The organism is Dermacoccus sp. Ellin185, from assembly GCF_000152185.1.
In the GTDB taxonomy this organism is placed as follows: Bacteria; Actinomycetota; Actinomycetes; order Actinomycetales; family Dermatophilaceae; genus Dermacoccus; species Dermacoccus nishinomiyaensis.
Window position 1 is genome coordinate 1 of sequence record NZ_AEIQ01000054.1, and the last position, 17442, is coordinate 17442.

The 17442-nt window shown below is 70.4% G+C and carries 12 protein-coding genes; 1 reads left to right on the forward strand and 11 read right to left on the reverse strand.

The window, feature by feature from the left end:
- From HMPREF0321_RS15955 to hflX, 8 genes are all read right to left on the reverse strand, one after another.
- On the reverse strand, window positions 1-594 hold a 594-nt coding region (locus tag HMPREF0321_RS15955; protein WP_006944577.1), incomplete at its 3' end, for an SLBB domain-containing protein.
- Window positions 595-738: 144 nt separating this feature from the next.
- Window positions 739-1914, reverse strand: coding sequence for a DegV family protein (locus HMPREF0321_RS04665; protein ID WP_006944568.1), 1176 nt, complete (start codon window positions 1912-1914; stop codon window positions 739-741).
- A complete protein-coding gene (gene leuS, locus HMPREF0321_RS04670) occupies window positions 1914-4784 on the reverse strand; it encodes a leucine--tRNA ligase (protein WP_006944570.1) in 2871 nt (956 codons plus the stop codon). Before leuS ends, HMPREF0321_RS04665 begins: the two co-directional genes overlap by 1 nt.
- Window positions 4785-5009: 225 nt before the next feature.
- Window positions 5010-5270: a 30S ribosomal protein S20 gene (gene rpsT / locus HMPREF0321_RS04675; protein WP_006944584.1), complete on the reverse strand. Its 261-nt coding sequence runs from the start codon at window positions 5268-5270 to the stop codon at window positions 5010-5012.
- A gap of 201 nt (window positions 5271-5471) precedes the next feature.
- Window positions 5472-6443 carry a DNA polymerase III subunit delta gene (gene holA, locus HMPREF0321_RS04680; protein WP_006944572.1) on the reverse strand — a complete coding sequence of 324 codons (972 nt, stop codon included), beginning with the start codon at window positions 6441-6443 and terminating at the stop codon, window positions 5472-5474.
- Window positions 6444-6506: 63 nt separating this feature from the next.
- A complete protein-coding gene (locus HMPREF0321_RS04685) occupies window positions 6507-8855 on the reverse strand; it encodes an ATP-dependent DNA helicase (RefSeq protein WP_006944569.1) in 2349 nt (782 codons plus the stop codon).
- 117 nt (window positions 8856-8972) lie between these two features.
- Window positions 8973-11705, reverse strand: coding sequence for a glucosidase (locus tag HMPREF0321_RS04690; RefSeq protein ID WP_006944583.1), 2733 nt, complete (start codon window positions 11703-11705; stop codon window positions 8973-8975).
- 152 nt (window positions 11706-11857) lie between these two features.
- Window positions 11858-13384: a GTPase HflX gene (hflX, locus tag HMPREF0321_RS04695; protein ID WP_006944588.1), complete on the reverse strand. Its 1527-nt coding sequence runs from the start codon at window positions 13382-13384 to the stop codon at window positions 11858-11860.
- A gap of 173 nt (window positions 13385-13557) precedes the next feature.
- Between hflX and HMPREF0321_RS04700 the strand changes: the two genes are divergently transcribed.
- Window positions 13558-14223 carry a class I SAM-dependent methyltransferase gene (locus HMPREF0321_RS04700; protein ID WP_006944580.1) on the forward strand — a complete coding sequence of 222 codons (666 nt, stop codon included), beginning with the start codon at window positions 13558-13560 and terminating at the stop codon, window positions 14221-14223.
- Between the two features lie 23 nt (window positions 14224-14246).
- On the opposite strand, the gene dapF is transcribed toward HMPREF0321_RS04700, so the two are convergent.
- Genes dapF through HMPREF0321_RS04715 form a run of 3 tightly spaced genes read right to left on the reverse strand, consistent with a single transcriptional unit; the run spans window position 14247 to window position 17425 of the window.
- Window positions 14247-15119: a diaminopimelate epimerase gene (gene dapF / locus HMPREF0321_RS04705; RefSeq protein WP_006944571.1), complete on the reverse strand. Its 873-nt coding sequence runs from the start codon at window positions 15117-15119 to the stop codon at window positions 14247-14249.
- Between the two features lie 12 nt (window positions 15120-15131).
- Complete coding sequence (gene miaA, locus HMPREF0321_RS04710; RefSeq protein ID WP_040014486.1) at window positions 15132-16109, reverse strand: tRNA (adenosine(37)-N6)-dimethylallyltransferase MiaA; 978 nt, start codon at window positions 16107-16109, stop codon at window positions 15132-15134.
- Window positions 16110-16126: 17 nt separating this feature from the next.
- Window positions 16127-17425 carry an MFS transporter gene (locus tag HMPREF0321_RS04715; RefSeq protein WP_006944579.1) on the reverse strand — a complete coding sequence of 433 codons (1299 nt, stop codon included), beginning with the start codon at window positions 17423-17425 and terminating at the stop codon, window positions 16127-16129.
- Window positions 17426-17442 lie beyond the last annotated feature (17 nt).

Sequence of the window (17442 nt, forward strand, 5' to 3'; positions counted from 1 at the left end):
CGGGGGGACGCTCTCGCCCGGGCGGGGGACGTGGACCTGCTCCCCATCGGCGAGCGGCCGAGCCAGGTTGATCGCCGTCGCGTCGGCACCCGACATCCCGCCGGCCGCCGTCACGGCATCCGCGACGCGGCCTCCGGCCGGCACCTGGACGACGCCCGGGCGCCGCACCGCCCCGACGACGTGAATGCTGAGAGGCGCGCCGCTCGTCGCGCCGGCGACCGAGGCCATGGCAGTGCTGTGAGACGGCGTCGCCGCAGCACCCCTACTCCCCGTCGTCGCCACGCTGGCGCTCCCGGCGATACGCGGCGATGACGACGCGATGAGCGCCTTCGGTGCCGCACCGTCATCTCCGGAACTGAGCAGCAGACGCAGCCCCAGCACGGCGACGGCGAGCACCGCGCACACGCCGATGAGCAGGGCAGCCGGACGCGAGGGACGCCATCGGGCGTCCTCGAGGCCGTCCGGTGCTCGGACGAGTCGGCGGGCGGTGCGTTCCGGTTCGGGCACCCACGTCGGTTCGTGGCGGGCGCGTTCGATCTCGGCGAGCACCTCGTCGAGCCGGTCGTCGGTCTCGGGCAGCGTTCTGCGGGTCATGCCTCGACGGTAAGAAGCCCCATCCCTCCACGCTCGCTGACGCGAGCCGAAGGTGTGGAAACGCGTGCAGGCGCGTGCCGGATGGGCCCGTGGCCGTCACAGCTGTGGAAGAGGCGCGCCCGATGCGGCTCGCAGCAGCCGTCGTCAGCCCGGCGGTTCCGGCATCACCGCGACGACGGCGCCGAGTGCTCCGGCGCCCACGTGCGCGGTGACGACGGCTCCCAGGCGCGCCTGCACCGGCGCCATCGCCCACCGCACGGCTGACGACGACGCAGCGTCGGCCTCCGCTGCAGCGCGGGCACCGTCGCCCCGTGTTCCGTCCGGCGAGGACGCTCCGAGCGCAGCCACGTCGCCAACCTGGTCGGCCGCATCGGGGCCCGCCGCGCCTGGGGCACCGTCCGCTCGCGGACCCGCAGCCCGGCTGCCCGGCCGGGCCGGCCCCGTCGCATCGTCACCGGTGCCCCCAGACGAACCGGTCGAGCTCGCTTCAGCGGAACGCGCTTCACCGTCCCGCCCCGCCCCAGGGGACGCGCCACCGCCCAACCGGTCGACGAGCACCTGCGCCAACTCGGAGTGCTGCAGCGAGTGCACGGCGCAGACGCGTTTGCCCTCGCCGAGGTTCTCGGCCTGAGCCAGAGCCCACGTCCCGAGCCGCTCGACGGCCTTGCCCCGCGATCGCACGCGCGCGAGCGGCGCGATGACGCCGTCGTCGACCTGCAGCAGCGGTTTGATCGACAACGCCGAGCCGAACAGAGCCCCGGCTCGCCCGATCCGCCCGCCGCGGCGCAGCGGTTCCAACGAGTCGACGTAGAACGCCGTGCGCGACGACGCGCACGTGGCGCGCGCCGCCTCGGCCACGGCGTCGACGTCATACCCGGCCTGCGACCAGCGCAGCGCCGCGAGCACGCCGAAACCGAGCGCCATGCCCAGCGTGCGCGAGTCGACAACCTCGACGTCCAACCCCGCCTCGAGCGACGCCAGCCGCGCCGAGCTCACCGTCGACGACAACGCCTGCGATGCGTGCAGCGACACGATGCTCGTGCATCCGGCGTCCGCGAGCGCCCGGTAGGCCTCGACGAACGCCGCCGGTGACGGGCGCGACGTCGTCACCGCTATCCCCTCGGCCTGTGCGGAGGCGACCGCGTCAGCCCCCAACTCGTCCTCGGGGCGCGTGACGTCGCCGATCGTGACGTTGAGCGGCGCGACCCTCAGCAGGCTCGCCGCGTCAGGCGCGCAGCCTGCGACCAACTCGGCGGGGAGGCAGGCGGTCGAGTCGGTGACGACACCGACCCGACCGGCCCTGCCACCGGCTCGAGCCATCAGCCCGCGACGATGTTGACGAGCTTCGGCGCGCGCACGATGACCTTGCGCACCTGCTTGCCCTCGAGGAAGTTCTGCACCTTCTCGCTGGCGAGCGCCGCGGCCTCGAGGTCGGCCTCGCTGATGTCGGCGGCGACGTCGAGACGGTCACGCACCTTGCCCGCGACCTGGACGACGGCGACGACGGTGCCCTGCACGAGGTGCGCCGGGTCGGCTGTCGGGAACGGCTCGAACGCGAGGCTCTGCTCGTGTCCGAGGCGGCGCCACAGCTCCTCGCCGAGGTGCGGGGCGAGCGGCGCCGTCATGAGGACGATGGCCTCCGCGGCCTCGCGCGGCACGGCGTCGAGCTTCGTCAGCGCGTTGTTGAGTTCGATCAGCTTCGCGACGGCCGTGTTGAAGCGCAGGTTCTCGTAGTCGCCGGTGACGCCGTCGATCGTGCGGTGCACGAGGCGTGTCGTGGCCTCGTCCATCCCCTCCTCGTCGACCCGCAGCTCACCGGTGTTCTCGTCGACGACGTTGCGCCACAGGCGCTGCAGGAAGCGCTGTGATCCGACGACGGCGCGCGTCTCCCACGGTCGCGAGGCGTCGAGCGGACCCATCGACATCTCGTAGACGCGGAACGTGTCGGCACCGTAGGTGTCGCACATCTCATCGGGCGTCACGACGTTCTTGAGCGACTTGCCCATCTTCCCGTACTCGCGGGTGACTCGCTGGCCCTGCCACTCGTAGATCGTCTCGTCGCCCTCGACGCGCTCGCGCACCTCCGCGGCCGGCACGGGTTGGCCGCGCCCGTCGCGGAAGGCGTACGCCTGGACCATGCCCTGGTTGAACAGCTTGCGGAACGGCTCCTCACTCGAGATGAGGCCGAGGTCGAACAGCACCTTGTGCCAGAAGCGCGCGTACAGCAGGTGCAGGACGGCGTGCTCCGCGCCACCGACGTACAGGTCGACGCCGCCCGGGTCGTTCGCGACACCCTTGCCGAAGCCGCGGCCCTTGCCGAGCCAGTACTCCTCGCACCCCGCGTCGACGAAGCGCTCGGTGTTCGCGGGGTCGGCATAGCGCAGCTCGTACCAGCACGAACCGGCCCAGTTGGGCATCGTGTTCGTCTCACGCGTGTACCTCTTGACACCGTCGCCGAGGTCGAGTTCGACGCTGACCCACTCGTCGGCGCGCGACAGCGGCGACTCGGGCATCGACTCGGCGTCCTCCGGGTCGTACGTCTTCGGCGAGTAGTCGGCTACCTCGGGCAGTTCGACGGGCAGCATCGACTCCGGCAGCGCGTGGGCCGTCCCGTCCTCGTCGTAGACGATCGGGAACGGCTCGCCCCAGTAGCGCTGACGCGAGAACAGCCAGTCGCGCAGGCGGTACGTGGTCGTGCCCGTGCCACGCTCGTTGGCCTCGAGCCACTCGATGACCTTCCTCTTCGCCGTCTCGATGTCGAGCCCGTCGAGCGACAGCCCGGCCGTCGACGAGTTGATCGCGGCGCCCTGGCCCGTGTACGGCTGATCCTCCGGGTGGCCCTCGCTCGGCTGGACGGTGCGCACGATGTCGAGGCCGTAGGCCTGCGCGAACTCCCAGTCACGCTCGTCCTGCGCGGGCACGGCCATGATCGCGCCCGTGCCGTAGCCCATGAGGACGTAGTCGGCGACGAACACGGGCACCGCCCGACCCGTCACGGGATTCGTCGCGAAGGCACCGGTGAACACACCCGACTTGCCCTTCTCCCCCGCCTGACGCTCGACGTCGCTCTTGCGCGAGGCCTCACGGCGGTAGGCGGCGACGGCGTCGCGCGGCGTCCCGGCACCCGCCGTCCACGACTCATTCGTCCCGGCTGGCCAGGCTTCCGGGACGATCGTCTCGAGCAGCGGGTGCTCCGGCGCGAGCACCATGAACGTCGCGCCGAAGATCGTGTCGGGACGCGTCGTGAAGACCTCGATCTGTTCGCCCGAACCGGCCTGGGTCGCGACGTCGAAACGCACCGACGCGCCGTTGCTGCGCCCGATCCAGTTGCGCTGCTGCAGCTTGATCGACTCGGGCCAGTCGAGGCGCTCGAGATCGTCGACGAGACGGTCGGCGTAGTCGGTGATGCGCATCATCCACTGCGGCAGGTTGCGCTTGAACACCGGGAAGTTGCCGCGCTCGGTGCGGCCGTCCGCCGTCACCTCCTCGTTCGCGACGACGGTGCCGAGGCCCGGCGACCAGTTGACGGGGGCGTCCGACTTGTACGCCAGGCGGCGCGCGTTGATCGCCTCAGCGCGCCCGGCGGCGTCGAGGTCGCCCCACGCCTCGCCCGACGGCGTCGCGACGCGGCCGCTCTCGTACGCCTCGACGAGGGTGTCGACCGGGCGGGCCTTGCTCGCGTCCGGGTCGTACCAGGCGTCGAAGATCTGCAGGAAGATCCACTGCGTCCACTTGTAGTACGACGGGTCGATCGTCGCGAACGTGCGGCGCGCGTCGTGCGACAGCCCGAGCTGGCGCAGCTGACGACGCATGTTGACCATGTTGTCCTCGGTCGTCTTGCGCGGGTGCTGGCCCGTCTGAACGGCGTACTGCTCGGCCGGCAGCCCGAACGCGTCGTAGCCGAGGGTGTAGAGGACGTTCTTGCCCTGGGTGCGCTGATAGCGCGCGTAGACGTCCGTCGCGATGTAGCCGAGCGGGTGACCGACGTGCAGCCCCGCACCCGAGGGGTAGGGGAACATGTCCTGGATCATGACCTTCTCACGCCCGGCGACGCCCTGCTCGTCCGCCCACGGTCCGCTTGGGTTGGGGGCCTCGAAGGTGCCTGCCTCCTCCCACGCGTCCTGCCAGCGGCGCTCGATCTGCCCCGCCAGTTCCGCGGTGTAGCGCTGGCTGTGTTCGGTCTCGCTCAAGGGATCGTCCTCACATCGCGTCGGTGCGGGCAGGCCCCGCGAAAGTTCCGGCTCATTATGTCAGGGCGGCCGGGGGCACGTCGTCGGCGTTTTCCCGCGCTGGCCGGTTCGGGCAGCGCGTCGCCTCCCCCTCGGCCCGCCCGGGCCCTGGCATGACGAAGGCCGCCACCTCGGGAGGTGACGGCCCACGTCATGCGAAGCGCTTCTCGCGAAGCACCACGGCGATCAGATCTGGTTGAGCTGCTTCGCCATGGCCGACTTCTTGTTGGCGGCCTGGTTCTTGTGGATGACTCCCTTGGAGACAGCCTTGTCCAGCTTGCGCGAGGCAGCAGCGAGGGCCGTCGACGCGGCGTCCTTGTTGCCGGCCTCGACCTCGGCGCGGAACTTGCGGATCCACGTGCGCAGTTCGGACTTGTAGGCCTTGTTGCGCTCGGTACGAATCTCGTTCGTCTTGATCCGCTTCATCTGCGACTTGATGTTTGCCACGAAAATCTCACTTCTTCGGTCGAATGTGTTCTGTCGTGAGGGCGACAGACGGCCTCTCGGATATGGCGTGGGGACACCTGGCGATGAGAGACCGCTGGTTACTGCTGTTGCGTGTGCGCACGACCTGAGCCCACACGCACTCGCTCAAATCTACCAGCCGAGCCACCGCGCGGCGCAATCGGGGCGGCGGGCCCGAGGCCGTCAGTGACGCTCGCTCGGCGCGTGGCGCTGACGACAGATCTCGAGGACCACGTGCTCGACGGCGTACTGCGGATCGCGTCCACCACCCTTGACGGCGAAGTCGGCCGCGGCGACGGCCTGGATCGCGCGTCCGAGACGGACGCCGTCCCATCCGCGCGACGCCGTCCGCGCCTTGTCGACCTGCCAGGGTGGCATCCCCAGCTGCTTCGCGAGATCCGCACTGCGTCCACTGCCGGCCGAGGCGACCTTGGCGACCTGGCGCAGCTGCGAGGCGAGGACGGCGACGATCGGCACGGGATCGACCCCGGAGGCGAACGCGTGGCGCAGCAGCCGCAGGGCCTCGGGCGCGTTGCCGGCGACGGTCGCGTCGGCCACGCGGAAGCCCGTCGCCTCCACCTTGCCGCCGTGGTAGGTGCCGACGGTGTTCTCGTCGACGACGCCGCTCGTGTCGTCGACGAGCTGACGGCACGCCGCGGCGAGCTCTGAGGTGTCCTTGCCGGCCGCCTCGAGCAGCGCCCGCACGCCCTCGGGTGTGATGCGGCGGCGTGCGCGACGAAACTCGTTCATGACGAACGCCGACTTGTCGCGATCCGACTTGATCGCCGGCGCCTCGATGACGGGCGCCTTCGCCTTCTTGAGCGCATCCAGCACGCGCTTGGCGCGGTTGCCGCCCTTGTGCAGCACGATGAGGTTGACGTCGTCGAGACCGACCTTCAGCGCGTCCTCGAGCTCGTCGACAAGGGCGTCCGGCGCCTCGTCGAAGTCACGCACGACGATGACGCGGCGCCCACCGAACAGGCTAGGCGACAACTCCGTCGTGAGACGCCCGGGCTGGTACTCGGCGACGTCGATGCGCACGACCTCGGCCTCCGGGTGCGCGGCCGTGATGGCCTCGAGGCTCTCCTCGACGGCGCGCTGGGCGAGGATGCGCTCAGGCCCGGTGACGAGGATGATCTGCGGGACGTCGCTCATGCCGTCACCCTCTCACTCGCCACCGACAACGCACCCGCGCCACACGATGCGCCATCCGCCACGTCAGGATCCCTGCGGGCGCAGGCCGAGCTGTTCGCAGCGCGCGACGACGGCGTCCTCGCTCATCTCGAGGTGATCGGCGAGTTCGTCGAGCGTCAGGCCCATGCCGATGCCCTCGCGCAGTTCCTCGTCGGCCTCGGCCGTCCAGGCGTGCCCGTCGGTGACGGCGGTGCGGGCGCTCTCCTCGACGGGGGCAGGCTTCGGCGGGGGTGCCTGCAGCGCGCTGGCGGTGCCCATGCCGCTGACGCCGGCCGCCTGCGCCGCGGCCAGGGCCCGGGAGCGCGCCTCCTCACGCCTCGCCCCCGACGCGGCGTCGGCACCGGCCTGCCCGGCCTGCTGTGACGTCGCGGGTTTCTTCGTCGGCGCCTTCGTCGAGCGGGTGCCGGCCTCCGCGACGGCGCGGATCGGGGGCGCGTTCTCGTCGAGGCGCGCGAGGGCCTTGAGGATGAGCGCGCGATCCGTCGTCGGCCAGAACGGTGGGAGCGACCGCTGCAGGAACCCGGCGTAGCGCGCCGTCATCATGCGCGAGTCGAGAAACGCGACGACGCCGCGATCGTCGGCATGACGGATGAGGCGACCGGCGCCCTGCGCGAGCCGCAACGCCGCGTGCGTGCCGGAGACTGCCATGAACCCGTTGCCACCCATCTTGGCGATGGCCTGCGAGCGCGCCGAGGCGAGCGGGTCGTCGGGGCGAGGGAACGGGATGCGGTCGATGATGACGAGCTGCAGGCTCGAACCGGGCACGTCGACGCCCTGCCACAGCGTCATCGTGCCGAACAGGCAGGTGTTCGCGTCGGAGGCGAAACGGCGCACCAGCGTGCCCATCTGGTCCTCGCCCTGGCACAGGACGGGGAAGTCGTCGCCGAGGCGTTCGCGCATCGCCTCGGCGGCGCTCTGCGCGGCGCGCATCGAGGAGAAAAGCCCGAGCGTGCGCCCGCCCGCGGCGCGGATCAGCGTCTCGATCTCCTCGAACGCCTGCTCGGACATGCCGTCGCGCCCCGGCGCGGGCAGGTGCTGCGCGACGTAGGCGATGCCCTGCTTGGGGTAGTCGAACGGTGAGCCGACGTCCAGGCCGTTCCACGCCGGGCCACCCGCGCCGCGCAGGCCGAGCGTGCCGGCGACAGCGTCGAAACTGCCGCCCAGTTCGAGGGTCGCCGACGTCATGACGACGGTCCGCTCGCCGAAGATCTTGTCGCGCATGAGCATCGCGACGCTCATCGGCGCGACCCTCAGCGCCGTGATGTTCGCGCGCGCATTGTGCGAGATCCACAGCACGTCGAGTTCGCGTTCTTCGAGGATGCGCTCGCAGGTGGAGAAGATGTCGTCGATCGCCGCGCGCGCCATCTGACGCACGCCGTCGTTGTCCTGCGGGTTCTTGGGCTTGAGCTCGCTCGCGATCGAGCGTGCCGCGTCGAGGATGGCGCGGATTGCCATCTCGAGCGGGTCGGACAGCCCGAGCAGCCGCCCTTCCTGGTGTTGCTCGAGGGCGTCCTTGAGCAGGTCGGCCGAGCGCTTGAGGTCGTCGGTGTCGGCGAGGCGCCCGCACCGTTTCGCGGCGGCGCTGATCGTGCCCGTCGTCAGCTCGTCGGTGATCGTCGCCGTCACCCGATCGACGAGTTCGTGCGCCTCGTCGACGACGACGACGTCGTGCTCGGGTAGCATCTGGCGGCCCTCGAAAGCATCGATCGCCATGAACGAATGGTTCGTGACGACGACGTCGACCTCCTTCGCGTCGGCACGCGCCAGCTCGACGAAGCACTCCTCGACGACGGGGCACTTGCTGCCGAGGCATTCGTGGCTGGAGACCGACACCTGCCGCCATGCCTTCTCCGAGACGCCGGGCACGAGCTCGTCACGATCCCCCGAGTCGGTCTCGTTCGCCCACTCGCGCAGCCGGACGACCTCGCGGCCCGTGCGACCCGCGTCGGCGTCGACCTGGCCGACACCGAGCAGCGTGTCGGCGTCGTCGTCGGGGTAGCCGCCCGCCAGCTTGTGCTGGCACAGGTAGTTGCGCCTGCCCTTGACGAGCGCGTACGTCGGACGCCGCCCGAGCAGCGGCTCGAGGGCATCGGCGAGGCGTGGCATGTCGCGGTCGACGATCTGCGCCTGCAGCGCGAGCGTCGCTGTCGCGACGACGGCCGGCTTGTTGACGTCGAACGCGTGCCGGATCGCGGGAACGAGGTAGGCAAGCGACTTTCCGGTGCCGGTGCCCGCCTGGACGAGCAGGTGCTCGCCCGTCTCGATGGCGTGCTCGACGGCCTGCGCCATCTTCGCCTGGCCGGGGCGCGGCACCCCACCCACCCCACTGACGGCGGCAGACATGAGCTCATCGAGGGAGGGCAGTTCGGGCATGCCCCAACCCTAGGCCAGCGCGTACCGCGGCACCGACTCGAGCGCGCCGGGGCTGTGGATCAGCCTGCGCCGCCACCCTGACGGCGCCCCCAGCCGTCACGACTGGGGACGACGACGTCACTCCCCCGGCAGCAAACCGGGCAGCGCCGGCGCGTGGTCGGAGCAGATGTAGTGCGCGACGAGCGCGGTCCAGCCCGTCTGGTGCGCGGCGCCGAGGCCGACGCCGGTGTCACCGTGGAAGTACTCGCTGAACGTCACGTGCTCGTCCCACAGCGGGCCCTCGGGGTACTCGCGCTGATCGCCCGGGCGTCCGTTCGGCCCGAGACGGAACAGGTTCGTCAGGCGATCCTCGAGGTCGAGGACGATGTCGGACAGCTTCATGAACCGACCCGAGTTCGTCGGGTATTCGTACTCGGTGTCGCCAGGCGTCGAGGCCGCGTAGAGGCGCAGCGCGTCGACGACGAGGAAGTTGACGGGAAACCACACAGGCCCACGCCAGTTCGAGTTACCGCCGAACAGGTCGATGTCGGACTCGCCCGGCGTGTAGTGGATCGACATCTCCCGCCCGCCGATCTGGGCGGTGTACTCCTCGCGGTAGGCGGCCGACAGCGAACGGATGCCGTATTCGGAGAGGAACTCCTCCTCGTCGAACAATCGCTTGAGCAGCAGATCCCGTCGGCGCTTGGAGATGAGCGACAGCGTCAGCTTCTCACCGCCCGAGTCGTGCTCGGCCTGCGCGATCGCCTTCATCATCGCGGGCTCGCGCTCCATCATCCACTCGACCTCACGGACGAAGTCGGGCAGTTCGTGCTGCACCCAGCTCGGCGCGATGAGCACGGCCATGAGCGGCAACAACCCCACCATCGAACGCACGCGAAGCTGCGTGATGTGGCCTGCCGGGTCGGACAGGGCGTCGTAGAAGAAGCCGTCCTCCTCGTTCCACAGGCTGGAGACGACGTCGGGGCTCGTGCGGTCCATCGCCCGGGCGAGGTTGATGAAGTACTGCAGGAACGTCGTCGCGGCGTTGTCGTAGCCGCGCTCGCGCCGCGCGAGCTCGAGCGCCATCCGCAGCATCGACTGGGAGAAGAACGCCATCCAGCTCGTCGCGTCCGACTGTTCGAGCTTGTAGCCGGGCGGCACGTCGGTGGAGCGGTCGAAGAGTGTGATGTTGTCCATGCCGAGGAAGCCGCCCTCGAACAGGTACGTCCCGTCGGCGTCCTTGCGGTTGACCCACCACGAGAAGTTGAGCAGCAGCTTGTTGAACACCTGGATGAGGAAGGACTGATCCTGGCCGCCGTCGATGGCGTACACCTGCCAGCACGCCCAGGCGTGGACGGGCGGGTTGACGTCCTCGAACGCCCACTCGTACGCGGGCAGTTGGCCGTTCGGGTGCTGCGCCCACTCGCGGCACATGAGGACGAGTTGATGCTTGGCGAACTCGGGGTCGATGTGCGCGAGCGGCACCGTGTGGAACGCCAGATCCCACGCGGCGAACCACGGGTACTCCCACTCGTCCGGCATCGAGATGACATCCGCGAGCGCCAGGTGCCGCCATCCGACGTTGCGCCCCGGGCGCCCGTCGAGGCCGGTGACGCGCGACAGCGGCGGCGCCTCGCCGGCCGGGTCGCCGGCGAGCCACTCGTCGACGTAGTAGCGGTAGAGCTGCTTGCCCCACAGCAGACCCGCGAAGGCACGACGCGCGATGTGCCGGTCGTCGGGCGAGGCGGAGGTGGGGATGACGGCGTCGTAGAACTCGTCGGCCTCGTCGCGGCGCGTGCGCATGACGATGTCGAAACCCTCACCGAATGCGGGATCGCCGGGCGGCGGCTCCTGGTGGGCGGTGCCCTTCGGTTGGTGCGCGGTGGAACGGCCCACCCCGCGCATCCGCAGCCTGACGGTGACGCTCTCGCCCGGGCCGATGTCGTCGAAGTGGTACCAGAACCCCACCTTTGTGCCGTAGTCGAGGCGGATCGCCTCGCTGTCACCGTGCACGATGCGAGCGTCGAAGCCGTCCTTGGTCAGCTCGCGACGGTTGAACTCGTGGCCGAAGACGGCACCTTCGTTCGTCTCGTTGTCGCAGAAGATGATGCGCGGGCTGCCGTCGGCATGCAGCTCGTAGTCGCCGAGCCAGCCGTGCTCGGCGCGCACGGTGTTCGCGTCGACGAGTGAGATCGACGGCTCCCGGTCGTCGCGCCCCCACGACCAGGTGTTGCGGTACCAGGCCTGCGGGACCAGGTCGAGCGGTGCAGCATCGGGCCCGTGGTTGGTGACGGTGTACTCGAGGCACAGGTCGGTCGGGTTCGCCTTCGCGTGCTTGACCTCGACGTCGAAGAAGCGATTCTCGGCGAAGACACCCGTGTCGATCAGCTCGTACTCATCGTCGGTTCGCGAACGCTGCGCCGCCTCGGCCCGCAGATGGTTGTAGGGGAATTTGGCCTGTGGGTAGCGGTAGAGCCAGCTCGCCCACGAGTGCGTCGGCGTCGCGTCCATCGGCCACCAGACCTCCTTGACGTCCTCGCCGTGGTTGCCCTCGTTGTTCGTCAACCCGAACAGGCGTTCCTTGAGTCGGTCGTCCTTGCCGTTCCACATGGCGAGGGAGACGTTGAAGAAACCGAACCGGTCGCACAATCCTGCGAGGCCGTCCTCGCCCCAGCGGTAGGCGCGCTGGTGCGCCTGGTCGAACGGCAGATACGCCCACGCGTTGCCGTCGGCAGAGTAGTCCTCGCGCACCGTCCCCCACTGCCGCGACGCCATGTACGGCCCCCACAGCCGCCAGGGGTCGCTGTCCTTCGGCGCCTGGGCGAGACGGCGGTGCTCCGCGGTGGCGGTAGGGCGGGAAGTCGGTGACACCCCCGCATTTTAGGTGAAGTGTGGGACACACCACCGCGCCGTCTGACAGGTGAGCCACCTCACCGCGTAGGCGCCGACGAGCCACCACCCTCACGGGAGCGTGACAGTGGTGGCTCGTCGTCGGCCGCCGCTGAACTCGCGACGGCGTGGCTTCAGGCGTTCGTCAGGTACGCCTGGAGTTCACCCTCGAGCTCCGGCATCACCTTGGCGTGGACGTAGGTGCCCTCGCCGCGGTGCTCGATCGAGAGGACCTCCGCGTCCGCGTGGAGGCGGCTGAGCAGGTCGCCGCGCTCGTACGGCAGCAGGACGTCGACGCGGCGCTCCGGCTTCGGCAGCTCGTCGGCGATGAGCTGGAGCAGCTCGGGCAGGCCCGCGCCGGTGCGCGCCGACACCGCGATCGCGTACTTCTCGTGGCGCATGAGCCGATCGATGACGTCGGGGTCGGCGACATCGGCCTTGTTGATGACGATGATCTCCTTGACGTCGCTCGCATCGACATCGGCGAGCACCTCGCGCACCGCGGAGATCTGAGATTCGGGGTCGGGGTGCGAACCGTCGACCACGTGCAGGAGCAGGTCGGCGTCCGCGACCTCCTCGAGCGTCGAACGGAACGCCTCGACGAGCTGGTGCGGCAGGTCGCGCACGAACCCGACGGTGTCGGCGAGGGTGTAGGCCCGCCCGTCAGCCGTCTCGGCGCGACGCACCGTCGGATCGAGCGTCGCGAACAGCTGGTTCTGCACGAGCACGCCCGCGTTGGTGAGGCGGTTGAGGATCGAGCTCTTGCCGGCGTTCGTGTACCCCGCGATGGCGACGCTCGGCACGTTGTTGTTACGTCGGCCGCTGCGCTTGGTGTCGCGCGTCGTCTTCATCTCGGCGATCTCGCGGCGCAGCTTCGCCATGCGCGTGTTGATGCGACGACGGTCGAGTTCGATCTTCGTCTCACCCGGACCGCGCGAACCCATGCCCTGACCGCCCGCGGCCTGACCGCCGGCCTGACGCGACATCGACTCACCCCAACCGCGAAGACGCGGCAGCAGGTACTGCATCTGGGCGAGCTCGACCTGGGCCTTGCCCTCCTTGCTCTTCGCGTGCTGGGCGAAGATGTCGAGGATGAGCGCGGTGCGGTCGATGACCTTGACCTTGACGACGTCCTCGAGCGCGCGTCGCTGGCTGGGCGCCAGCTCGCCGTCGGCGATGACGGTGTCGGCACCCTCGGCGATGACGATCTCCTTCAGTTCCTCGGCCTTGCCCTTGCCGAGCCAGGTGCCGGGGTCGGGTCGCAGCCGGCGCTGCACGACGCCGGCGAGCACCTCGGAACCGGCCGTCTCGGCCAGCGCGGCGAGCTCGCGCAGCGAGTTCTCCGCGTCCTCGGCGTTGCCCTCGCTCCAGACGCCGGCGAGGACGACCTTCTCCAGGCGCAGCTGGCGATACTCGACCTCGGAGACGTCCTCCAGCTCGGTCGACAGACCGTGGACACGTCGAAGCGCCGCGCGTTCTTCGCGCTCGAACTGGTCGCCGTCATAGGCGTCGACGACGAAGCCGCGCTCGTCGTAGGTGGGGGTCGCGTCGTCACTGTCGGCGAGAGCCTGGGCTCGGCGGGACAGGAAGTCGGCGGGGTTGCGCTCGTTCAGGGCTGGATCCTCACGTCGAAGGTCGTCGTTCGTTGCGGTGCGGTTCATTGTCTCGCAAGCGAGAGCCGCACCAGCATCGTCGCAGGAGAGAACGTCCGGGGCCACCGATTTAGTCCCGTCGTGCATGGAGGCAGCGGCCGGTCGTCGGGGCTGATCGCCTCGGGTGGCTGCCTGGTTGCGGCTTCCGGATGCCCCACGGACACGCCGTAGGCTGGGCCCTGATGAACGACCACTACTTCAGCGCCGAGCCCGCCTCCGCCGACGAGCGTCGCACCCTCACGCTCCGCCTCGCCGACCGCGCGGTCTCGATGACGACAGCACCCGGCGTCTTCTGCCCCGATCGCCTCGACGCCGGTACCGCCGTCCTGCTCAACCACGCTCCGACGCCGCCGCCGAGCGGGACGTTCCTCGACGTCGGTTGCGGGTGGGGCCCGATCACGACGACGCTCGCGCTGCGCTCCCCGTCAGCGCAGGTCTGGGGCGTCGACGTCAACCGTCGTGCGCTCGACCTGTGTGCCGACAACGTTGCGGCGCAGGGGTGTTCGAACGTCGCCGTCGCGCAGCCGTCGCAGGTGCCGGACCACGTCCGGTTCGACCTCATCTGGTCGAACCCGCCGATCCGGGTCGGCAAGAAGGTGCTGCACGAGCTGTTGCTGACATGGCTGCCGCGCCTCGTCGTAGGCGGGCACGCCTATCTCGTCGTGCAGCGCAACCTCGGCTCGGACTCGCTGCAGAAGTGGCTCGCCGAGCAGCTCGGCTCGTCGTATGCGATCGAGCGGCTGACGAGCGTCAAGGGATTCCGCATCCTCGCGATCGAACGCCTCGACGACGGCGGGCCGCTGCCGCTGCCGGCGTCCGACGACGTCAGCCGCAGCAGCGACGCCTGACGCGAGCGGTCACAGAGGCAGCCTCACAGCTGCGACAGGTCGATCTCGCCGTCGGCGACGAGCACGGCGGGGCCGGACAGCGCGACCTCGGTGCCCTTGATGTGCACGCCGAGCGTGCCCCCGAGCACGTCGACGCGCCAGTCGACCTGATCGGCCGGCTGGCCGCCCCACCACCACGTCGCGAGCGCCGCGGCAGCCGCGCCGGTGCCGCATGAGCGGGTCTCCCCCGAGCCGCGCTCGTGGACGCGCATGCCGATGTGCGCGTGCTCGATGGCGTGGACGAACTCGACGTTCGAGCCCTGCTCGGGGTGCGGGTCGATGTGCGGAGCGTCGCTCAGGTCCAGGGCCGACAGGTGCACCGACGGCGGCAGCGCGACGACGGTGTGCGGGTTGCCGAGGTCGAGGCTCAGGGCGGGCAGCGGGTCCGGTGACCCGTGAACCTGGACGACCGAGTCCATCCCCCGCCGCTCGGCCTCCTCTGCGCGGGCGAGGCGCCACTGGCCGAGGTCGACGGCCCAGCCGCGCGGCACGGCCACCATCTCCTTGAGCCCGGCACGCGTCGCGATCACGAACGGCGCCCCCTCGTCACCGCTCACGAGACCGCGGGAACGCAGGTACTCGGCGAAGACGCGCGTGCCGTTGCCGCACATCTCGGCCAGCGAGCCGTCAGCGTTGCGGTAGTCCATGAACCACGTCGCCTGCGGCGCGAGATGGGCGACCTCGGGCACGTTCGCCGTGCGCACGACACGGATGACGCCGTCGGCGCCGATGCCGGCGTGGCGGTGGCACAGGTAGGCGACCTGCTCGGGCGTCAGGTCGAGCTCGCCGGATTCGTCGGGAACGAGGACGAAGTCGTTCTGCGTGCCGTGGCCCTTGGTGAAGTGGATGCGCGTCACGCGCTCATCGTGTCACACCGCGTCGGCGTCAGGTTTCGCCACCGCGCCGTGCCGCTCCGGCGCGTAGGCGACGATCTCCGCGAGCGCACGTTCGAGCAGATCGGGAGCGTCGAACGGCAGCCACACCGGCCGCGGATCGGGCCGGAACCAGGCGCGCTGACGGCGCGCGAACTGGCGCGTCGCGATGGCCGTCTCGGCCTTCGCTGCGGCCTCGTCGAGGTCGCCGTCGAGCTGGCGCAGCGCCTGGCTGTAACCGATCGCGCGGCTCGCCGTGCGGCCCTGACGCAGGCCGCGGGCGTCGAGGGCGCGCACCTCGTCGAGCATTCCGGCGGCCCACATGAGGTCGACGCGGCGTTCGATGCGGGCAACGAGGACGTCTAGGTCGGCTTGCAGGCCGAGGACGATCGTCGGGCGCAGGAAGGTCTTGGTCGGCGCGCTCGCGCTGAACGGGCGCCCGGTGATCTCGATGACCTCGAGGGCCCGCACGACCCGCCGCACGTTGCTTGCGAGGATGTCGCGTGCTGCCTGCGGATCCTTCGCGGCCAGCTCGCGATGCAGGGCGCCGGAACCCTCGGCCACCGCGCGTTGTTCGAAGTGGGCGCGCACCAGCGGATCCGTCGGCGGGATGTCGAGGACGTCGAGCGCGGCGCGCACGTACAGGCCCGAACCGCCGACGACGATGGGGCGCCGGCCGCGCGCGAGGATGGCGGCGATGTCGGCGCGCGCCCCCTCCTGGAAGCGAGCGATCGTCGCCTCGTCGAGGATGTCGAGCGTGTCGATCTGGTGATGCGGGATGCCCCGACGCTCGTGCGGCGCGAGCTTGGCCGTCCCGACGTCCATGCCGCGGTAGAACTGGGAGGCGTCGGCGTTGACGATCTCGCCGCCGAGACGCTCGGCGAGGTCGAGCGACAGGTCGCTCTTGCCCGTCGCCGTCGGGCCGACGAGCGCGATGACCTCGAGGGGCGCGGGAGGGCCGTTCACGGCATCCATTGTGGCGGATGCGCCGGTCATGAGGCGCCCGGCGTGGCCGCGGCCTGCGTCCGTCGCGTGACGGCGACCAGCCACGCCGCGATGAGCGCCGCCAGAACGACGAGCGCGCCGACGAAGAGGCTCGCGCCCGCCCAGCCGGAGCGGGAGAACGGCAGCCCGACGAGCGCCCCGACGACGGACGAGCCCGTGTAGTAACCGAAAAGGTAGAGGGAACTGGCCTCCGCGCGGTGCTCGTCGGCCATGGCGCTCACCCAACCGCTAGCGCTCGAATGAGCGGCGAAGAACGCGCCCGTGAACACGAGCATGCCGACGAGCACGCCGGGCAACCAGTCGACCCACGCGAGGGCGAGACCGACGAGCATGAACGCGATCGACGCGAGCAGCACCCGGCCGCGGCCGAACCGGTCGGCGAGGCGCCCCGCCCACGCCGACGTCACCGTCCCCGACAGGTACATGACGAACACGAGGCTGACGAGCGCCTGCGGCAGCGCGAACGGCTCGTCGAGCAGACGGAAGCCGAGGATGTTGTAGAGCGACACGAACCCGCCCATGAGCAGGAACGCAATCGCCACGAGCGCCATGACGCGTGCGTTGCGCAGATGCGTCGCGACGTTGTGCATCGATGCTCGAACACCGATCGGTTTGGCCGCGAAGAACCGGCTCGGCGGCGCGAGGCGCACGAAAACGGCCGTGAAGACGAGGGCCACGACGGCTGCCGCCTCCATCGCCCACCGCCAACTGACGACGTCGAGGGCCAGCCCCGCGACGAGGCGCCCCGACAGTCCACCGATCGTCGTGCCCGCGATATAACGGCCCATCGCGGCGCCCAGATCGCGCCCGTCGACCTCCTCCGCGAGGTACGCCATCGCGACGGCCGGCACGCCCGCGAGCGTCAGGCCCTGCAGCGCGCGACCGGCGAGCACGACACCGAGATCGTGCGCGAGCGGGATGAGCAGGCCGATGAGCGCGGAGACCAGAGCCGACGCCGCCATGACACGGATGCGCCCGAACCGCTCCGACAGGATGCTCGCCGGCACGATCGCGAAGGCCAGCACGCCCGTCGTCGCGCTGACGGCGAGCGCCGACGTCGCCGGGGAGACATCGAACTCGCGAGCGAGCTGCGGCAGGACGGCCTGCGCCGAGTACATCGAGATGAACGTCGCCATCCCCGCCGCGAACAGCGCGGTCGTGATCCGGGTGTAGCCGTTGGTGCCGCGCCGATAACCGCGCGGCGCCTGCGGCGTCAGCTGCGCACTCGTGGGAATCCTGCTCCTGTCGTGACGAGATCGTCGGACGAGCCGACGTGGGTGCCTCACGTGCGGCGGCGCGATGG

Coding starts and splice junctions, on each gene's coding strand:
- HMPREF0321_RS04665 (WP_006944568.1), bottom strand. CDS start 1,914: ATGGCTCGAGCCGGTGGCAGGGCCGGTCGGGTCGGTGTCGTCACCGAC.
- holA (WP_006944572.1), bottom strand. CDS start 6,443: ATGAGCGACGTCCCGCAGATCATCCTCGTCACCGGGCCTGAGCGCATC.
- HMPREF0321_RS04685 (WP_006944569.1), bottom strand. CDS start 8,855: ATGCCCGAACTGCCCTCCCTCGATGAGCTCATGTCTGCCGCCGTCAGT.
- hflX (WP_006944588.1), bottom strand. CDS start 13,384: ATGAACCGCACCGCAACGAACGACGACCTTCGACGTGAGGATCCAGCC.
- HMPREF0321_RS04700 (WP_006944580.1), top strand. CDS start 13,558: ATGAACGACCACTACTTCAGCGCCGAGCCCGCCTCCGCCGACGAGCGT.
- miaA (WP_040014486.1), bottom strand. CDS start 16,109: ATGGATGCCGTGAACGGCCCTCCCGCGCCCCTCGAGGTCATCGCGCTC.